Annotated in this window: 21 protein-coding genes and 1 tRNA gene; 6 read left to right on the forward strand and 16 right to left on the reverse strand. The window is 64.5% G+C overall.

Translation table 11 applies throughout. The features are described 5' to 3' along the window. Positions 1-34: 34 nt before the first annotated feature. From E5675_RS11975 to E5675_RS11995, 5 genes are read right to left on the reverse strand one after another with little or no spacing between them, the layout of a single operon-like run. The gene (locus E5675_RS11975; protein WP_136174718.1) at positions 35-703 is read right to left on the reverse strand and encodes an NAD(P)H-dependent oxidoreductase subunit E; all 669 of its coding nucleotides are present in this window, start codon (positions 701-703) and stop codon (positions 35-37) included. Continuing rightward, positions 703-1,920: an NADH-quinone oxidoreductase subunit D gene (locus E5675_RS11980; protein WP_210727671.1), complete on the reverse strand. Its 1,218-nt coding sequence runs from the start codon at positions 1,918-1,920 to the stop codon at positions 703-705. Before E5675_RS11980 ends, E5675_RS11975 begins: the two co-directional genes overlap by 1 nt. 35 nt (positions 1,921-1,955) lie before the next feature. Continuing rightward, the gene (locus tag E5675_RS11985; protein ID WP_136174720.1) at positions 1,956-2,855 is read right to left on the reverse strand and encodes an NADH-quinone oxidoreductase subunit C; all 900 of its coding nucleotides are present in this window, start codon (positions 2,853-2,855) and stop codon (positions 1,956-1,958) included. Then, positions 2,855-3,388, reverse strand: coding sequence for an NADH-quinone oxidoreductase subunit B (locus tag E5675_RS11990; protein WP_136176451.1), 534 nt, complete (start codon positions 3,386-3,388; stop codon positions 2,855-2,857). The genes E5675_RS11985 and E5675_RS11990 overlap by 1 nt, the downstream gene beginning before the upstream one ends. Before the next feature lie 17 nt (positions 3,389-3,405). After that, complete coding sequence (locus E5675_RS11995; RefSeq protein WP_136174721.1) at positions 3,406-3,780, reverse strand: NADH-quinone oxidoreductase subunit A; 375 nt, start codon at positions 3,778-3,780, stop codon at positions 3,406-3,408. A gap of 223 nt (positions 3,781-4,003) precedes the next feature. Between E5675_RS11995 and E5675_RS12000 the strand changes: the two genes are divergently transcribed. Next, entirely contained in the window at positions 4,004-4,486 is a 483-nt protein-coding gene (locus E5675_RS12000; protein ID WP_136174722.1) for a YbjN domain-containing protein, read from the forward strand. 110 nt (positions 4,487-4,596) lie between these two features. Here E5675_RS12000 and E5675_RS12005 read toward each other — a convergent pair whose 3' ends face one another. The 4 genes from E5675_RS12005 to thiE form a co-directional block, all read right to left on the reverse strand. Then, positions 4,597-5,415: an inositol monophosphatase family protein gene (locus E5675_RS12005; protein ID WP_037553877.1), complete on the reverse strand. Its 819-nt coding sequence runs from the start codon at positions 5,413-5,415 to the stop codon at positions 4,597-4,599. 98 nt (positions 5,416-5,513) lie between these two features. Further along, a complete protein-coding gene (efp, locus tag E5675_RS12010) occupies positions 5,514-6,077 on the reverse strand; it encodes an elongation factor P (protein ID WP_136174723.1) in 564 nt (187 codons plus the stop codon). Between the two features lie 106 nt (positions 6,078-6,183). Beyond that, positions 6,184-8,139: an oligopeptide transporter, OPT family gene (locus E5675_RS12015; RefSeq protein ID WP_136174724.1), complete on the reverse strand. Its 1,956-nt coding sequence runs from the start codon at positions 8,137-8,139 to the stop codon at positions 6,184-6,186. A gap of 320 nt (positions 8,140-8,459) precedes the next feature. Next, a complete protein-coding gene (gene thiE / locus E5675_RS12020) occupies positions 8,460-9,098 on the reverse strand; it encodes a thiamine phosphate synthase (protein ID WP_136174725.1) in 639 nt (212 codons plus the stop codon). A gap of 35 nt (positions 9,099-9,133) precedes the next feature. Between thiE and E5675_RS12025 the strand changes: the two genes are divergently transcribed. Beyond that, positions 9,134-9,532, forward strand: a complete 399-nt coding sequence (locus tag E5675_RS12025) for a hypothetical protein (protein ID WP_247594592.1) — start codon at positions 9,134-9,136, stop codon at positions 9,530-9,532. On the opposite strand, the gene E5675_RS12030 is transcribed toward E5675_RS12025, so the two are convergent. From E5675_RS12030 to tkt, 5 genes are all read right to left on the reverse strand, one after another. After that, on the reverse strand, positions 9,529-10,185 hold the full coding sequence (locus E5675_RS12030) for an O-methyltransferase (protein ID WP_136174726.1): 657 nt from the start codon (positions 10,183-10,185) through the stop codon (positions 9,529-9,531). The two genes, E5675_RS12025 and E5675_RS12030, sit on opposite strands and share 4 nt — an antisense overlap. 3 nt (positions 10,186-10,188) lie before the next feature. Further along, positions 10,189-11,058, reverse strand: a complete 870-nt coding sequence (locus E5675_RS12035) for a fructose bisphosphate aldolase (protein ID WP_210727672.1) — start codon at positions 11,056-11,058, stop codon at positions 10,189-10,191. A 100-nt stretch (positions 11,059-11,158) separates the two neighbouring features. Continuing rightward, positions 11,159-12,355, reverse strand: coding sequence for a phosphoglycerate kinase (locus tag E5675_RS12040; RefSeq protein ID WP_136174728.1), 1,197 nt, complete (start codon positions 12,353-12,355; stop codon positions 11,159-11,161). A 17-nt stretch (positions 12,356-12,372) separates the two neighbouring features. Beyond that, entirely contained in the window at positions 12,373-13,380 is a 1,008-nt protein-coding gene (gene gap, locus E5675_RS12045) for a type I glyceraldehyde-3-phosphate dehydrogenase (protein WP_136174729.1), read from the reverse strand. Positions 13,381-13,416: 36 nt separating this feature from the next. After that, complete coding sequence (gene tkt, locus E5675_RS12050) at positions 13,417-15,384, reverse strand: transketolase (protein ID WP_136174730.1); 1,968 nt, start codon at positions 15,382-15,384, stop codon at positions 13,417-13,419. 156 nt (positions 15,385-15,540) lie between these two features. Here tkt and E5675_RS12055 point away from each other — a divergent pair, with 156 nt between their 5' ends. The 4 genes from E5675_RS12055 to E5675_RS12070 all read left to right on the forward strand — a co-directional run bounded on the left by E5675_RS12055 (position 15,541) and on the right by E5675_RS12070 (position 17,241). Next, positions 15,541-15,747, forward strand: a complete 207-nt coding sequence (locus E5675_RS12055; protein WP_136174731.1) for a hypothetical protein — start codon at positions 15,541-15,543, stop codon at positions 15,745-15,747. Beyond that, a complete protein-coding gene (locus E5675_RS12060; RefSeq protein ID WP_136174732.1) occupies positions 15,740-16,186 on the forward strand; it encodes a cell division protein ZapA in 447 nt (148 codons plus the stop codon). Before E5675_RS12055 ends, E5675_RS12060 begins: the two co-directional genes overlap by 8 nt. A 219-nt stretch (positions 16,187-16,405) precedes the next feature. Further along, complete coding sequence (locus E5675_RS12065; RefSeq protein WP_136174733.1) at positions 16,406-16,999, forward strand: 5-formyltetrahydrofolate cyclo-ligase; 594 nt, start codon at positions 16,406-16,408, stop codon at positions 16,997-16,999. 62 nt (positions 17,000-17,061) lie between these two features. Continuing rightward, positions 17,062-17,241, forward strand: coding sequence for a DUF2842 domain-containing protein (locus E5675_RS12070; protein WP_136176453.1), 180 nt, complete (start codon positions 17,062-17,064; stop codon positions 17,239-17,241). Positions 17,242-17,319: 78 nt separating this feature from the next. Here E5675_RS12070 and E5675_RS12075 read toward each other — a convergent pair. Both E5675_RS12075 and E5675_RS12080 read right to left on the reverse strand, forming a co-directional pair. After that, positions 17,320-17,396, reverse strand: a tRNA-Asp gene (locus tag E5675_RS12075). A 43-nt stretch (positions 17,397-17,439) separates the two neighbouring features. Beyond that, positions 17,440-18,639: an AI-2E family transporter gene (locus E5675_RS12080; RefSeq protein WP_247594593.1), complete on the reverse strand. Its 1,200-nt coding sequence runs from the start codon at positions 18,637-18,639 to the stop codon at positions 17,440-17,442. Positions 18,640-18,712 lie beyond the last annotated feature (73 nt).

Consider the following 18,712-nt stretch of genomic DNA (forward strand, 5'->3'; position numbering starts at 1 on the left):
ATGAAGGCGGCGCCCAATGCGATCCAGACCGCCATTACCAATCCTTCCGATAGTCATGATTGGCCTTGACCATTTCCTTCAGCGTCGTCGGCCCGCCCTCGGGCTCGCTCGTATGACGTCCCGGCACCTGCGTGCCCGCCTTGGGCGTCTTGCCCGCGGCGAGGTCGTCGAGGATGCGCGTCATGCTGTCGTAATCGAGGTCTTCGTAATTATCGTCGTTGATCTGGACCATCGGCGCGTTGGTGCAGGTACCCATGCACTCGACCTCGGTCAGCGTGAACAGCCCGTCGGGCGTGGTCTTGCCCTTGGTCATCCCGCGGTTCTTGCACGCGGCCATGACATCGTCCGACCCGCGCAGCAGGCACGGCGTCGTGCCGCAGACCTGGACATGATAGCGGCCGACCGGGACGAGATTGTACATGGTGTAGAAGGTCGCGACCTCATAGGCGCGGATGAAGGGCATATCGAGCGCGGCCGCGACATATTCGATCACCGGCACGGGCAGCCAGCCCTGCGTCTGCGTCTCGGCGCCGACCTGGCGTTGCGCGAGGTCGAGCAAGGGCATCACCGCCGAACGCTGGCGCCCCGCCGGGTAGCGCGCGATGACCTGCTTCGCCTTCTCGGCATTTTCCGCCGTCCACGCAAAAGCGCCCCAGCGCGCGCGGACTTCGGCTTCATCTGGAATTTGCGGTGCGTCGGCCATTAGCGGTCACACTCTCCGAAAACGACGTCAATGGCGCCGATAATTGCAGTTGTGTCGGCGAGCATGTGGCCCTTCGACATCATGTCCATCGCCTGCAGGTGCGAAAACGCCGTCGGACGGATCTTGCAGCGGTACGGCTTGTTGGTGCCGTCGCTGACCAGATACACGCCGAATTCGCCCTTGGGGCTTTCGGTCGCGACATAAACTTCGCCCGCCGGGACGTGGAAACCCTCGGTATAGAGCTTGAAGTGATGGATCAGCGATTCCATCGACTGCTTCATCTCGCCGCGCTTCGGCGGCACGACCTTGCGGTCGAGGCTCGCGATCGGGCCGGTGGGCATGTCGCGCAGGCACTGCTTGATGATCTTCGCCGACTGATAGACTTCCTGCACGCGGACCATGAAACGGTCGTAGCAGTCGCCGCGCGTGCCGACGGGAATGTCGAATTCCATCGCGGCATAGGCGTCATAGGGCTGCGACTTGCGCAGATCCCAAGCGATGCCGCTGCCGCGGATCATCGGGCCCGAGAAGCCCCACGCCAGCGCGTCTTCCTTCGACACCGTCGCGATGTCGACGTTGCGCTGCTTGAAGATGCGGTTGTCGATCACCAGGCTCATCGCGTCGCCGAAGAGCTTCGGCAGGCGCTTTTCGACCCATTCGCCGATGTCGTAGAGCAGACGTTCGGGCACATCCTGATGGACGCCGCCCGGACGGAAATAGGCCGAGTGCATCCGCGCACCCGAAGCGCGCTCGAAGAAGTTCAGGCAATCCTCGCGCAGCTCGAACACCCACAGGTTCGGCGTCATCGCACCGACGTCCATGACGTGCGACCCGATGTTGAGCATGTGATTGCAGATGCGCGTCAGCTCGGCGAACAGCACGCGCAGATACTGCGCCCGCGCCGGGACTTCGAGGTCGAGCAATTTCTCGATCGCGAGGACATAGCTGTGCTCCATGCCAAGCGGCGAACAATAGTCGAGCCGGTCGAAATAGGGCAAAGCCTGCAGATAGGTCTTATATTCGATCAGCTTTTCGGTGCCGCGATGGAGCAATCCGACGTGCGGATCGACGCGCTCGATGATCTCGCCGTCCAGCTCCATCACCATGCGGAGAACCCCGTGCGCCGCGGGGTGCTGCGGGCCGAAGTTGATCGTGTAGTTGGTGACGGCCTGATCGCCCGCGGTATCGGCGGTATCGACCGGATAGCCTTCGAACATGTCGCTGCCGTGGTGCTTGACCTGAGGAGAGTCGGTCATGCGTCACCTCCTGTTTTGGGCTTGCGCGGCGCGCGCGGCTTGGCGGGCGCCTTTTCGGCTTTCTCGGTCGCGGGCGTCTTGGCCTTTGCGGCTTTGGTCGCCTTTGCGCCGTCGCGGCTCGTCTTCGCGGCCTTGACGTTGGTCTTCGCGCCCGCGCCGGTCTGCGCCGTGTTTTCGGTCGTTTTCGGAGTCGGCGGCGGCGAAGCCTTCGCCTTTTCGTCGGCCGCCTTGACCTCTTTCGCGGTCATCGGCGTCGGCGCGCCCTTGCCCGGGCCTTCGCCCGTCCCGCCGGCCTTTTCATCGCCCGGCAACACATAGTCGGCGCCTTCCCACGGGGACAGGAAGTCGAAATTGCGGAAGTCCTGCGCCAGCCGCACGGGTTCGTACACGACGCGCTTGTCCTCTTCGGAATAGCGCAGCTCGGTATAGCCGGTCAGCGGAAAGTCCTTGCGCTGCGGATGCCCCTGGAAACCATAGTCGGTCAGGATGCGGCGCAGGTCGGGGTTGCCGCTGAACAGCACGCCATACATGTCGAACACTTCGCGCTCGAGCCAACCGGCGTTCGGCCAGACGGGAACGATCGTCGGCACCGGCGTCGCCTCGTCGGTCGACACCCGCACACGCAGGCGATGGTTCTTCGTCACGCTGAGCAAGTGATAGACGACCTCGAAGCGCTCGGGCCGATCAGGATAGTCGACCCCGGCGATTTCCATCAGCTGCTGATATTCGAGATTGTCGCGCAGCGCGACCATCACCCCGGCGACGGCTTCGCGCGTCACCGTGATGCTGTCTTCATCGACGGTGAACACATGCGCGACGAGGTCGGTGCCGAGCACCGTCTTCAGCGAAGCCGCGAGCGAAGGCTGCGGCGCGACGAGAGGAGCGGGATGGGCCATCAGCGTTCGATCGTTCCGACGCGGCGGATCTTCCGCTGCAACTGCATCACGCCATAGAGCAAGGCTTCGGCGGTCGGCGGGCACCCGGGAACGTAAATGTCCACCGGCACGATCCGGTCGCAACCGCGCACCACCGAATAGCTATAGTGATAATAGCCGCCGCCATTGGCGCAGCTGCCCATCGAGATCACATATTTGGGGTTCGACATCTGGTCGTACACCCGGCGCAGTGCGGGCGCCATCTTGTTGCAGAGCGTTCCCGCAACGATCATCACGTCCGACTGGCGCGGGCTCGCGCGCGGCGCCGCGCCGAAGCGTTCCATGTCGTAACGCGGCATGTTGACGTGGATCATCTCGACCGCGCAGCACGCAAGCCCGAAGGTCATCCACCAGAGCGATCCGGTACGCGCCCAGTTGAACAGGTCCTCGGTCGAGGTAACGAGAAAGCCCTTGTCGCCCACCTCTGAATTGAGGTCGTCGAAGAAACCCTGATCGGGGTTCGTACCGGGGGCAACCGGCATCTGGCCGGGCATGATGATGCTTGAAGTGCTCATTCCCAATCCAACGCGCCTTTTTTCCACGCGTACACAAGGCCGAGGGTCAGTTCGGCGAGGAAAACCATCATCGTCGTCCAACCGGCCCAGCCGATTTCCTCGAGGCTCACCGCCCAGGGAAAGAGGAAGGCGGCTTCGAGGTCGAAGATGATAAAAAGGATGGCGACGAGGTAGAAACGCACGTCGAACTGGCTGCGCGCATCTTCAAAAGCGGGAAAACCGCATTCATATTCGGTCAGCTTCGCCGGATCGGGTTTGTGCGCCCCGGTCAACCGCGCAACGCCCATCGGAAGGAACACGAAGGCGGAGGACAGGCCGAGGGCGATGACCAGAAAGATCAGAATCGGCAAATATTGCGTCAGATCGACCATGGGAGCTCGCAGTTCTGTTGTTTTGGGGTGTCGCGCACCCGTTTATGGGGGGCGCTTTAGGCCACGAAGCCGCGTGTCGCAAGCACCGCGGGCAGGATTTTCGTTTCGCGTGTGACCAAAAGCATAATGCGCGCTGGCGAGCGGCCCTATCGCTGTGATACGCCGTCGAAAAAGGGTTGCTGCGCCGCTTTTTAGAGACGCAGGATCGACAAAGGGAGCTTTCATGGGACCAATCACCGCTCGCGCCGCCACTGCCTTCGCATCGCTCGCGCTTTTACTGACGACTCCGGCGCATGCCGAACTGGTGAACGCGGCGAATCCGGAGACGATCAAGGCCATCGTCGAGTCGCAGGGCTGGCCCGCGACGATCGTCGCCAAGGAGGGCGACGACCCTTATATCGAGAGCAATCGGGGCGGCCTCAAATTCCTCGTCCTCTTCATGAACTGCGACGCGGGCGAGCGGTGCAAGACGCTGCAATATTATATGGGTTTCAGCGACGCGAAGGACGTCACGCTCGACCGGCTCAACCAGTGGAACAAGGAAAAGCGCTTCGCGCGCGCCTATAAGGACGACGCGGGCGATCCGGTGCTCGAAATGGACGTCGACCTCGATTTCCAGGGCATCCCGCGCGAGAATGTCGGCGAAACCTTCAACACCTGGGCATCGCTGATGGACAGTTTTCGGGCGTATGTTTTCGAGAAATAGTTTGAACCATCGTTCGTCACCCCGGACTTGATCCGGGATCCCGCTCTTTCAACGTTTAGAGGCGGAATGCCGGATCAAGTCCGGCATGACGATGAAGAAACGGTGCGCGGTCACGCGTTGCGCAGCGCGCCCGCGACCAGCTTCTGCAGCTTGGAATGTACCGCGGCGCTGCCGGCGATGAACTCGCTGCGGTCGATCGCACGGTCGCCGCCGCGGAAATCGCTGACGAAGCCGCCCGCTTCGCGCACGAGCAGCATGCCCGCCGCGACGTCCCAGACCTGCAGGTCGCTTTCCCAGAAACCGTCGTAGCGGCCCGCCGCGACCCATGCGAGGTCGAGGCTGGCGGCGCCGAAGCGGCGGATGCCGGCGACTTCGGGCGCGACGGCACCGAAAATGCGGCTCCACTGCGCCATATTGCCGTGACCCATGTAAGGGATGCCGGTCGCGATCAGGCATTCGTTGAGGTGGCGGCGCGACGCGACGCGAAGGCGCCGATCATGCAGCCACGCGCCGCGGCCGCGCTCGGCCCAATAGCTTTCGTCGGTGACGGGCTGATAGACGAGCGCCGCCGTCACCTCACCCCAGCCGCCGCCGGGCTTGGGCTCCTGCACCGCGATCGAAATCGCGAAATGCGGGATCGCGTGGAGGAAGTTCGAGGTGCCGTCGAGCGGGTCGATGATGAAACGCGGCTTGCCGGGATCGCCCTCGATCTCGCCCGCCTCTTCCATCTTGAAGCCCCAGCCCGGACGCGCGTGGGTCAGCTCGTCATAGAGCGTACGCTCGGCCGCCTGATCGGCCTTCGATACGAAGTCCGCCGGCCCCTTTTGCGAGACCTGCAGATGCTCGATCTCGCCGAAGTCGCGGCGCAGTTTCGTGCCGGCCTTGCGCGCGGCGCGTTCCATGACGGTGATGATGCCGGATACGGCCATTGTTCGATCTCCAACGCGTCGCCCCCGCGAAGGCGGGGGCCGCAAGCAACCTTGCGCTACGCCGATAGCGGCCCCCGCCTTCGCGAGGGCGACGTTATTTAATCCGCGCGGCGGACATATTCGCGGTCGTACACATGCACGACGATCTTGGTCCCGCTCGTAATGTGCGGCGGCACCATCACGCGCACGCCATTGTCGAGGATCGCGGGCTTGTACGACGAGGAGGCGGTCTGCCCCTTTACCACCGCGTCGGCCTCGACAACCGTCGCTTCGATCGTTTCGGGCAGTTCGACCGAGATCGGGCGCTCTTCCCAAAGCTCGAGCACGACGTCCATGCCGTCCTGCAGGAATTCATGCGCTTCGCCGACGACCTCTTTCGAAATATTGATCTGTTCGAAACTATCCTTGTCCATGAACACGAGGTCGTCGCCCTCGGCGTAGAGGAACTGGAAATCCTTGGTGTCGAGGCGGACCTTTTCGACCGTGTCGGCGCTGCGAAAACGGTTGTTGAGCTTGCGGCCGTCGATCAGATTCTTGGCTTCGACCTGCATATAGGCGCCGCCCTTGCCCGGCTGGGTGTGCTGGATCTTGGTGACCTTCCAGATGCCGCCTTCATATTCGATAATATTGCCGGGACGGATTTCAACGCCGGTGATCTTCATCGCGCACACTCACTAGACAAGGATGGAAAGAGCAGACCGGCGCCCGCGGGCATCGGTATCAGGTGCGCGCCTTTAGCCGCGCGCGCGCCGAAGGGCAAGCGGCGTGTCAGGGCGTCGCGGCGACCTTCGCGCGCGTGCGCTTGTAGCTCAGCCACACCAGCCCGACAAAGAGCAGCAGGCCGACCCACGGCGCATAGGGCGCATAGCCGTCACCGACGACCGCAAGCGGCGCGTCGCTGCCGCTGCCCGCGACGATGCCGGCATAGAGCACGCCGAACAGGCTCTCGCCGACGATCATCCCGGTCGCGGTCAGCACGCCCATGCGGTGCGCAAAGCTCGCGTTCGGGCGCTTTGCCGCCCAGCGGTCATAGAACCAGCCGCCGACCGCGCCGATCACAACCGGCAGGATCACCGCCATCGGCAGATAGATGCCGATGCCGATCGCGAGCGGCGGCAACCGCAGCTTGCCCGCGCGCCCGAGCAGCGCATCAACGATGATGAACCCGACCCCGGCGATCCCGCCATAGCTCAGCATCGTCCAGTTGAGGTCGCCGCCGAGCACGCCCTGCGCCAGCGACGAGATCAGCCCCGCCTGCGGCGCCGCGAGCGCGTTCGGCCCCGCGCCCGGCGCGCCGACGAAGCCCAGCGTCTCGTTGAGCACGTTGAGTACCGGCGGCACGACGAGGGAACCGAAGATGACGCCGATGATCAGCGCGACCTGCTGCTTCCACGGAGTCGCGCCGACGAGCTGGCCGGTCTTCAAATCCTGCAGATTGTCGTTCGAAATCGTCGCGATGCCGAAAACGAGGCCCGTGACGATCAGCGCATAGGCCACCATCGCGCTCACCTCGGTCTCGCCCCCACCGCGACCGAGCAGGCCAAGCAGCAGCAGCGACGAGGCGATGATCGCGAGAATACCGATCCCCGACACCGGCGAGTTCGACGCCCCGATCAAGCCCGCCATATAGCCGGTGACCGACGCGATCATCAGCCCGACGATGATGATGAACAGGATCGCGCCCGCGATCAGCGCGAACGACGCGCCCGCGAGCGGCCCGCCCGAAAGCTCCGTCCAGAGCAGAATGCCGATCGGCAGCATCAGGAGCAGCGACCCGCCGAACACCCAGCCGATCGACATATCCTGTTCCTCGATCGCGAGCGCCTGCCCACCCTGCCGCGCGCGCGATGCCGCCATTGCCGAACGGATGCCGCCGAGCACCGGGCCCGCGATCTTGATCAGCGTCCAGATCGCCGCGACCGCGATCACCCCCGCGCCAAAGAAGCGCACATCGGCGCGAAACACCGTATTTGCCAGCGTCTCGGGGTCGCCCGCGCCGCCTTGCGTCAGGATCGGCAGCAGCACCCACCAGCCGGTGATCAGCCCGACGAGCTGCGCCATGCCGACCGACAGCCCGACGAGGTGGCCAACCCCGAACAGCGCGAAGGCGAGCCCGCCCGCAACGCCGGTCGCACCGCTGCCGACCGCGAACCAGCGCGCAACCTCGGCGCCCGCGAGCTTCATCTGGGTGAGCAGGGTAAAGCCCGCCGCCACAAGCGCGTTCCACACGAGCGCCGACAGGCCTGCGCGATTCTCCTCGGCGCCCTCGGCGCTCGCGACGCCGACTTTCAGCACTTCGGCGGCGGCGCGACCTTCGGGATAGGGCAGGTCCGAATCGACGACGAGCGCGCGGCGCAGCGGCACCGAGAAGAGCACGCCCAATATGCCGCCGAGCATCGTGATCGCGGTGGTTTCGAGCAACGGAAAGCCCTGCCAGTATCCCACCATCACAAGCCCGGGCAGCACGAAGATGATCGCCGCCAGCGTGCCCGCCGCGCTCGCGATCGTCTGCACGATATTATTTTCGAGGATCGTCGAGCCGGCCATATAGCGCAGCAGCGCCATCGAGATCACCGCCGCGGGGATCGACGTCGCAAAGGTCAGCCCGACCTTGAGCCCCAGATAGACGTTCGCCGCGGTGAACGCCAAGGTCAGCAGCCCGCCGAGCAAAACAGCCCGGATCGTAAGTTCGCGCCCGCGCGAGGTGGTGGTGGTTTCGCTCATCAAGAATCTCCCCGCCCGCTGTCTTGCGGGGCGCCGGGCCCAGCGCAAGCAAAAAGCCACGAACCGCAGTCCATTGGATCGAAACGCCAAAAGCGACGGGCCGATGCCTTTTTGACGCATCGATCCAATATGTCGCCCGGCGACGCTGCCATATCCCCGCCCATGATGAGCATCGAGCGTCCCGACCTTACCCCGCCGCCCCCTCGCGGCAACGCAGCAACTTCGTCGCGCGGGGCTCCTTGCGCCGGCCTTTTTGGCTGGCGCAAGGATGCGGCGACGTCGCCAGCGTCCAAAAAAGGAACGAAAACGCCCGGACGCGACTATCCCGCGGGCTGATTCTCGAGAATATCGGCGAAGGCGCGCACCGCCGCCGCCGGTCCGTCGGGATGCGCCCACACGCCACCCGACACCGCAAGAAAATCGGCGCCGGCGTCGACAAGAATCTTCGCATTATCGACCGTGATCCCGCCGATCGCGACGCACGGCAGTTCGAACAGCCCCTGCCACCAGGTCAATATTTCGGGTTCGGGATGATGCTCGACGGCCTTGGTCGTCGTCGGGAAGAAAGCCCCGAACGCGACATAATCCGCGCCCGCCTCCCCCGCCTCCATTGCGAGGTGCCGGCTGTCGTGGCACGTCACGCCGATCTGCGTGTCAGGACCGAGTAGGCGGCGCGCCTCCTTCGGATCGCCGTCGCCCTGCCCCAGATGGACGCCGTCGGCTTTTAGCCGCTTCGCAAGCGCGACGTCGTCGTTGACGATGAAGGCGACCTCGTGCGCGGCGCAGATCGCCTGCAGCGGTTCGGCGAGTTGCGCCGCCTCGTGCTGGTCGATGTCCTTGACGCGAAACTGGAAGGCGGCAACGGGTCCGGCGGACAGCGCCTCCTCCAGCCGGGCCGGAAAATCGCCCCCGACGTCGACGGGAGAAATGAGGTAAAGCTGGCAATGGGTCGTGGTCATGGCGCGTTCATAGCGATGCCGCCAGAGACGGGCAAATGCAGAACATCGTGCGCCTTGCCGCCATCGCCCTCCCCGCCGCCATCGCGCTTTCGGCCTGCGCCACTACGGCGGCTGCACCGCTGCCCGACGGCAGCGACGTCGCGCTTGGCGAGCGCGCCTATGTCGATGGCCCGATCGTCCAGCCGGTCGAGGTGGTCGAGGATAGCCGTTGCCCGATGAACGCGCGCTGCGTCTGGGCCGGGCGCGTGCGGGTGAAGATGATCTGGATCCGCGGCAATGGCGAAAAACAGCCGTTCGAGGTCACGCTCGGCGAGCCGACCCATCTCGCCGACGGCCAGTTCACGCTCGAATCGGTGCGGCCTGAGAAGCGCACCAATATCAAGCTCACGCCGAGCGACTATCGCTTCTCGTTCCGCTTCGCCGGCGGGCTTTAACGCACCCGCGCCAGCACGAACCCGTCCCATTTCTTCGCGCCCACGGTCTGCACCGCGGTCGCGTCGAGGCGCGGGTTTCCGCTCACCATGTCGAACAGCGCCCGCGTGCCGATGACGCGTTCGTCGTCGCTGTCCGCGTCGAGCACCCCACCCTCGCGTACGACATTGTCGACGATGATCGTCGTGCCGGGGCGGCCGAGCCGGATCGCCTCCTCGACATAATGCGCGTTATTCTGCTTGTCGGCGTCGATGAAGACGAAGTCGAAGGGCGCTTCACCGGTCATCGCGGCAAGGCTGTCGGCGGCGGGGCCGACGCGGATATCAACTTTGCCCGCCTGTCCGGCCCGCTCCAGATTCTCGCGCGCCACGCGGGCGTGATGCGCCTCCAACTCGAGCGTCACCAGTTCGCCGCCGTCGGGCAGCGCGCGCGCCAGCCAGATGGTCGAATAACCGCCGAGCGTTCCGATTTCGAGGATGCGCCGTGCGCCGGCGATCTGCGCGAGCAGGAAGAGCATCTTGCCCTGCACCGCCGACACGTCGATCGGCGGCAGTCCTTGTTTTTCATTGTTCGCGAGGGTGGTGGCAAGCGCGTCGTCCGCGCCCAGCAATTTGCCGGCGATATAATCGTCGACGGCTTGCCACCCCTCTCCCATCACCTAGGCCACGGAGGCCGCGTGAATTTCGTCGATCGCGCCGCCGAGCGAGTTGTTGAACTCGTCGTCATTCATCTGGTGGCGCAGGTCTTCCAGAAGCGCCCGGCTGAAGCTCGCGATGATGCCCGGGTTCTTCGCCAGCTCGACGCACGCCTCGGGACGCGCGAAGCCTCCCGACAGTGCGACGACGCGCAGCACCTTGGGATGATCGACGAGCGGTTGGAACAGGCCTGCTTCAGTCGGCAAGGAGAGCTTGAGCATCACCGGTGCGCCGGTCCAGGCGTCGAGCGCCGCTAGCAATTCCTTGAGCAGCAGGCGATCCGCCGCGTCGCGCTCCGCGCTCTTGATGTTGACCTCCGGCTCGATGATCGGGACGAGGCCGTGTGCCGCGATGCGCTTCGCTTCGGCGAACTGCTGATCGACGATCGCCTTGATCCCGGCTGGATTGGCGAAATTGACGACGCTGCGCATCTTGGTGCCGAACACACCCTTCGCAACCGCCCGCGCACAAAGGTCATCGAGACCCGGATTGGGCTTCATCAACTGGACGCCGTCGGCTTCGTTCTCGAGGCCTTTGTCGACTTTAAGGAACGGCACCACGCCGCGTTCCCAGAGGAGTGCGGGCACCGGCTTGCCGCCCGCCTCGCCGTCCATCGTGCGTTCGAACAGGATCGCGCCGATCACCTTCTCGCCGTTGAAGCAGGGTGCGGTGACGATGCGGCTGCGCATATCGTGGATCAGCCCGAACATTTCCTCGTCGTTCGAAAAGGCGTCCGCTTCGATGCCATAACCCTTCAATGCCTTGGGCGTCGAACCGCCGCTCTGATCGAGCGCGGCGATAAAGCCCTGCCCCGATTTGATCTGGTCAAGCATTTCGGCATTGGCGGTGGTCATGGGATCTCCGGTTGTTTGCATACGTATGTGGCGGTGCCCATAGCGACCCCGGTGGCCCGATGCAACGCGGGCGGAAGTTCTACGCCTTCAGCGCGTCGACGCCCGGCAACGGTTTGCCTTCCATCCATTCGAGGAAGGCGCCGCCGGCGGTCGAAACGAAGCTGAAGTCGCCAGCGACGCCAGCATGGTTAAGCGCCGCGACGGTATCGCCGCCGCCCGCGACGGAGGTCAGCGATCCTTCGCGCGTCAGCGCGGCGGCGGTCTTGGCAAGCGCGACGGTCGCCGTGTCGAACGGCGGCGTCTCGAATGCGCCGAGCGGGCCGTTCCAGACGAGCGTGCGGCAATTCTTGAGCACGTCGGCGAGCGCCTCGACCGCGGCGGGGCCGACGTCGAGAATCATCTCGTCGGCGGCGACTTCGTGGACGTTGACGGTGCGAGTCGGCGGGTTCGGCGCGAATTCCTTTGCCACCACGACGTCATAGGGCAGATGGATCGTGCAGCCCGCCGCATCGGCGGCGTCGAAGATCGCATTGGCGGTGTCGACCAGATCATGCTCGCACAAAGACTTGCCGACATCGACCCCGCGCGCGGCGAGGAAGGTGTTCGCCATGCCGCCGCCGATGATCAGATGATCGACCTGCGCGACCAGGTTCCTGAGCACGTCGATCTTGCTCGACACCTTGGCGCCGCCGACGACCGCTGCGACGGGATGCGCCGGATTGCCTAGCGCGGCGTCGAGCGCCTTGAGCTCGGCCTCCATCGCGCGGCCGGCGTAGGCGGGCAGACGGTGTGCAATGCCTTCGGTCGAACCATGTGCGCGGTGCGCCGCCGAAAAAGCGTCGTTGACGTAAAGGTCGCCGATCTCGGCGAGCGCATCGGCAAAGGCGGGGTCGTTCTTTTCTTCGCCGGGATAGAAGCGCGTGTTTTCGAGCACCGCGACGTCGCCCGGCGCAAGCACCGCGATGCCCGCCTTCGCACCGTCCCCTATGGCTTCGGGGATGAACATGACCGAATGGCCGAGCACATCCTCGACCCCGCCCATCACGAGGCTCAGCGACTGCGTCGGATTCTTAGCGCCCTTCGGCCGCCCGAAATGCGCGAGCAACAGGACGATCGCACCCTTGTCCGACAGCTCGCGGATCGTCGGCATCGCCGCCTGGATCCGCGTCGCGTCGCTGACCGCGCCTTCGAACAACGGGACGTTGAGGTCGACGCGCACGAGCACGCGCTTGCCGGTGACGTCACCGATATCGTCGAGGGTTTTGAACGCGGTCATCGACGTTTCCCTTTAATTCAGAGGAACTTGGCGATCACACCTGCGGTGTCGATCATGCGGTTCGAGAAGCCCCATTCATTGTCGTACCAGCTGAGTACGCGCACCAGCTTGCCGTCGATGACCGAGGTTTCGAGGCTGTCGATCGTCGAGCTGTGCGCGTCATGGTTGAAATCGATCGAGACCAGCGGCTCGTCGGTGAAGCCAAGCACGCCCTTGAGTTCGCCTTCGGCGGCTTCCTTCAGCAGCTTGTTGACCTCTTCAGCGGTGGTTTCGCGCAGCGGCGTAAAGGTCAGGTCGACGACCGAGACATTGGGGGTCGGGACGCGGATCGACGAGCCGTCGAGCTTGCCCTTGAGTTCGGGCAGGACGAGACCGACGGCGACGGCCGCACCGGTGCTGGTCGGGATCATCGACATCGCCGCGGCGCGGGCGCGGCGCGGATCCGAATGGATCTGGTCGAGGATCTTCTGATCGTTGGTGTAAGCGTGGATCGTGGTCATCAGGCCGCGCTCGATGCCGATCTTCTCGTGCAGCACCTTGGCCAGCGGTGCGAGGCAGTTGGTGGTGCACGATGCGTTCGACACGATCACATGCTCGGCGCCGATCTTGTCGTGGTTCACGCCATAGACGACGGTCAGGTCGACTTCCTTGGCGGGGGCCGAGATCAGGACGCGCTTGGCACCGGCGTCGAGATGTGCCTGGCCGCCCTTGCGGTCGGTGAAAAAGCCCGTGCATTCCAACGCGATGTCGATGCCGTTGGCGGCGTGGGGCAGCTTGGCGGGGTCGCGCTCGGCGGTCACCTGGATGCGCTTGCCGTTAACGATCAGGTCATTGCCGTCGACTTCGACGGTGCCGTTGAACGGGCCGTGGACCGAATCGCGCTGAAACAGGCGGGCGTTCGCCTTGGCGTCGGCCAGATCGTTGATCGACACCAGCTCGAGATCATGATCGGTGCGCTCCAATATGGCGCGCGCCACGTTGCGGCCAATACGTCCGAAACCGTTGATTGCGACTTTCACTGCCATGTCGATGGGTCCTTTCTGCGTGGGGTAAGCCGGTCCTTAATTGCCGAGCTTTGCCAGGATCTGGGGTGCGATAGCATCGGCGGTAAGGCCGAAATGTTTGAATAGGTCTTCAATCGGGGCCGAGGCGCCAAAGCTGTCGATACCGAAGCGCAGGCCATGGCGGCCGGTATAGCGCTCCCAGCCGAAGGTGGTGCCCGCCTCGATCGACACGATCAGCGCGTCCTCGGGGAGGATATCGGCCTGATAAGCCGCCGTCTGCTCGTCGAACAGCTCGGTCGAGACCATCGAGACAACGTCGGCGCCATGGCCGGCGGCTTCGAGCTTGTCGGCGATTTCGACCGCGAGCGCGACCTCAGAGCCGGTCGCGACCAGCACGACCTTGCGCGCGGCCGAAGCTCCACGCAGGCGGTAACCGCCTTTCGCGCAAAGATTTTCGGTGACGTCATGACGCAGCGGGGGAAGGTTCTGGCGGGTCAGCGCGAGCAGCGACGGCCGGTCTTCCTGCGCGAGCGCGAGCGCCCAGCATTCGGCGGTCTCGACCGCATCGGCGGGGCGCATAACGAGCAGGTTCGGCATCGCGCGCAGCGACTGGAGATGCTCGATCGGCTGGTGCGTCGGGCCATCCTCGCCGAGCCCGATGCTGTCGTGCGTCATCACATAGACGACGCGCTGCTGCTGGAGCGCCGACAGGCGGATTGCCGCGCGGCAATAATCGGCGAACACAAGGAAGGTGCCGCCATAGGGCACGACGCCGCCATGCAGCGCCATTCCGTTCATCGCCGCAGCCATGCCGAACTCGCGGATGCCGTAATAGATATAACGGCCCGAATAATCATTCTTTGTCAACGGTTTGGTCGACGAAGTCTTCGTGTTGTTCGAACCTGTCAGGTCGGCGCTGCCGCCGACCAGCGACGCGATGTCGGCGGTGAGCGCGCTCAGCGTGTTCTCCGACGCCTTGCGTGTCGCGACCTTCGGGGGCTCGGCGACGAGGCCGTCGAGATAGGCCTTGAACGCGTCGCCCGGAACGATCTTGCCGCTCAGTCTCGCTTCGAAATCGCCCTTCTTTTCGTTGCTTGCGAGGCGATCATTCCATTCGGCATGAAGTTTCTTGCCCTTCTCGCCGAACGCCGCCCACGCCGAAGCAATATCGGCCGGGATAACGAACGGCTCGGCGGTCCAGCCGAGTTCCTTGCGCGCCGCGGCGATCTCGTCGGCGCCCAGCGGGGCGCCATGCGTCGCCGACGTCCCCTGCTTGTTAGGCGCGCCGAAGCCGATGATCGTGCGGCACGCGATCAGCGACGGGCGCGGGTCGGCGAGCGCGGCGTCGATCGCGCGGCGAATGTCGGCCGGATCATGGCCGTCGCAGCTTTCGACATGCCAGCCGGTCGCGGCATAGCGCGCCTGAATGTCCTCACTCGTCGACAGGTCGGTCGACCCGTCGATCGTGATCTTGTTGTCGTCCCACAGCACCATCAGCCGCCCGAGCTGCAAATGCCCAGCCAAACCAATGGCTTCGTGGTTGATGCCCTCCATCAGGCACCCATCGCCGGCGATAACATATGTGCGATGATCGACCAGATCATCGCCATAAACCGCATTCAGATGCCGCTCGGCGATCGCCATGCCGACCGCGGTCGCGAGGCCCTGCCCCAGCGGCCCCGTCGTCGTTTCGACGCCTTCGAGCTCAAAATTCTCCGGATGCCCCGCGCACGGGCTGTGCAATTGACGGAAATTGCTGATGTCGTCGATCGTAGGCCGCGCATAGCCGGCAAGATGCAGCGTTGCATAGGCAAGCATCGAGCCGTGGCCCGCCGAGAGGACGAATCGGTCGCGATCGGCCCATTTCGGATCGCTCGGGTCGAATTTCAGATAATCCGAATAAAGCACGGTGGCAACGTCGGCCATGCCCATCGGCATCCCGGGATGGCCGCTGTTTGCGGCCTGTACGGCGTCCATCGCAAGCGCGCGGATCGCGTTGGCGAGCTGACGTTCGGGCAGTGTCATGAGTCCCCCGGGAAAGGATGTGAAGATGACCGGATTCGGTGGGGACAGCCCTTTGCGGGGGCAGGGTCAGGAGTCAACCGCCTGTGGACAAATTGTGGCGCATTTCGGCGCGGAGAGGCGATTGCACCCCTCCCCGCGCGCTGCTAACCCTTGGTCATGGAACTCGATCTCGACGAATCCAGCCTGGCCATCGGCCGCATCGAACGCGCGTTGAGCCGCATCGAAAAGGCCCTGACCGAGCGGGCGAACCGCCCCGCACCCACCGTTGCCGCGCCCGCCGCCGATCAATCGGCGCTGAAGGCCGAGGTTGCCGCCGTCATCGGCGAACTCGATCGGCTGATCGCGGAGGCCGGCCGTGGCTGACGTCAAACTGACCATCGGGGGCCGTTCCTATGACGTCCACTGCGCCGACGGGCAGGAAGCGCAGTTGACCCAGCTGGCTTCGGTCATCGATGAAAAGGTTCGGACGATGCCGGGCGGGACCGAGGTGCGCCAATTGCTGTTCGCGGCGCTTATGCTCGCCGACGAGATGCAGGAAGCCCGCGGCAAGGTTGAAAAGACCGAACCGCAATCCGATTCGCTACGCGCGGCGGTCGCGCTCGCCGAGAGCCGCGAGGCGCAGGCACGCGATGAATTGAAGGCGGCGATCGCGCGCGAACAGGACGCGATCAAGGCACTGGAGACTGCACGGCAGAATTCCACTACAACGGCGCCTTCGACCAATCCATCGAACGACCGCGCGCTGCTGCAGATCGCTGACCGGATCGAAGTCCTCGCGGGAAAAGTCGAGCAACTCTCTTGAGCACGCGCGTCCGCGCCCTTACATAAAGGGCGGCGGGTACTGCCCGGCACGAGCTTTTGCGAAAATCCCTGAGGCGATACATCATCCTAGGGGGCTGTCCCTGCCCGGACTCTGGTCCGACGTATATGGTCCCCACCTGACGTTACTGGCGTCAGAGGACTTTCCAGCAAACGACCTCGGCGGTCCCGCCAACCTGCCCGCCAAGCTCCCGAGGAGGCGATGACCGACCTGTCCGCCGACCTCGTCCAGCAGAAACGGAAATTGCGCGAGAGGCTGCGCTTCCGGCGGCGGCATTTCGCCGCAAATCTCGACGGCATGGCGCAGCTGGCCGCTTTCCGCGCGCTCCCTACGCCACTTATAGAGCTTCTCGCCGGCCATGCCATCGTCGGCGCCTATGTCGCATGGGGCGACGAGCCCGATATCCTGCCCATGTTCACAGACCTCGCGCAAGCCGGCGCCCTTGCCCTGCCCCACCATGCCGGACGAATCGCCGAAATGGGCTTTCGCCTCTGGCGACCCGATGACTCGCTGGCGAAAGGCCCGTGGGGCACCCGCCAGCCCTTCGATGACGCGCCATTGGCGACGCCGAACCTCATTTTTTGCCCGCTCGTGGGATTCGATCGCCGGGGCGGCCGGATCGGTCAGGGCGGCGGCCATTATGATCGTTATTTTGCCGCGCATCCGGGCGCGCTGCGCATCGGTATCGGCTGGTCGGTGCAGGAAATCGACGCTACGCCGCGCGAATCGACCGACATCGCGCTCGACGCGATATTGACCGAACAGGAATTCATCCTTTGCGGAGATCGTTTGTGAATCAGGACAGCCAAGATCGGCTCGACGGCAACCCCACGCCAAGCTGGCGCAAGCCCGCGGGCATGTTCCTGATCCTCGCGCTGATCGCCGGCTGGACCGCGATCGTCGTCAGCCTTTCACCATGGGTTGGCACATGGCCGGTGCTCGTGCAGGCGATCTTCTATCTCGTGGCAGGGATCATTTGGATCGCGCCCCTGAAGCCGCTGCTGCGCTGGATGGAACTGGGGACTTGGCGCCGCTAAAGAGCGGCGCCAATCCAATATTTCCAGTGATGGAAAGTCCCAAGCTGCGGTGGCCATTCCGTCCCTAAAGACGAGAAATGGCGCGAGTGACGGGGCTCGAACCCGCGACCTCCGGCGTGACAGGCCGGCACTCTAACCAACTGAGCTACACCCGCGTGTGCTTGGGAGCCGCGCCAATATGGCCCTCGCTTCGGCCTGTCAACCGTCGCTTTCGTCCTGCGTGCGATTTAATCGATCGCGCACCTCGTCGGTCGTCGTGAGCGTGCCGTGTTCGAACAGGAAACCTGCGAGATCGGGCGTGCCCGTCGACGCGAGCACCGTCTGCAAAATCAGCAGCAGCGGAACCGCCAGCAAGGCACCCGGCGTCCCCCACACCCATCCCCAGAAACTCAATGACACGAGAATGAGCAGCGGATTGATCGTCAGCCGCTTGCCGAGCACCAAAGGTGTGATCAGATTCGCCTCGACCAGATGGACGCCGATGAAGATTAGGGCGGGCAGGAGCGCGAGCCCCACGGCATCGAAGGTCATCAGCCCCCCAAGCCCCAGCAGCACCGCGGCGACGATCGGCCCCAGATAAGGCACGAAATTGCAGATGCTGACGATCCCGCCCCACATGAAGGGTGACGGCATGCCGAGCGCCCACAGCAACAACGCGACCGAGAGGCCCAGAATCGCGTTGATCATTGTGATCGTCGCCAGATAGTCGGCGGTCGCATCGACTACATTCTGGATCACGCGCGCGGTCTGCATGGCGCCGTCGAAGCTGCCGCGCCGGCGAATCGTGCCTTTGCGCAGCCGCGTCCAGCCCGCGAGGAAGAAGAAGATGACGAGCACCGCAAAGAACAGCTGGATCGCCGCCGAAGGCGCCGACGAGATGAAATAGTCGACGACCGAGGTGGGCGCGGTTGCCGCGACCGCCTGTGCGGTCGCCTCGGTCCCGCTCGCCACCGACATCAGCGTGCGGTCGACGAAACGTTGCAGCGTCGAATAGAAGTCGATGAGTGGCGCCAGATTGCTCTGGATGCGCGGAATCGATTCGGGAATGCGCGCGAACCAGCCCGTCGCCGGCACGACGATGATCGCGAGCGCCGCGTTGATAATCGCGAGGAAGGTGGCGAGCGCAAAAAACGCCGCGAGCGCGGATGGCAGGCCGCGGCGCTCGAGCCATTCGAGCAATGGCACGAGCGCGATCGCAATGACAATCGCCGCGGTGAGCGGCAGGAAGAATTCGGCGCCGGCTTGCAGAGCAAAGGGCAGACCGAGACAAAAAGCAGCGCCGAGGATCAGCGCGAGCGCGGCAAGCAGCCGGTCGCGACGAAAATCATCGATCTCGATCTGGTGCAGCGGATTGGCGCGCGGCGGACGCACATCCTTACTGCCCCGGTCCTCCGCCACCCCGCTTCTCCTTGTTAACCGCTCCACCTTACGCGCGCTTCAATCGCCGCGCCAGCCGTCCAGTTTCGCGCCG

The sequence above is a fragment of the Sphingopyxis sp. PAMC25046 genome, from assembly GCF_004795895.1.
Taxonomy (GTDB): Bacteria; Pseudomonadota; Alphaproteobacteria; order Sphingomonadales; family Sphingomonadaceae; genus Sphingopyxis.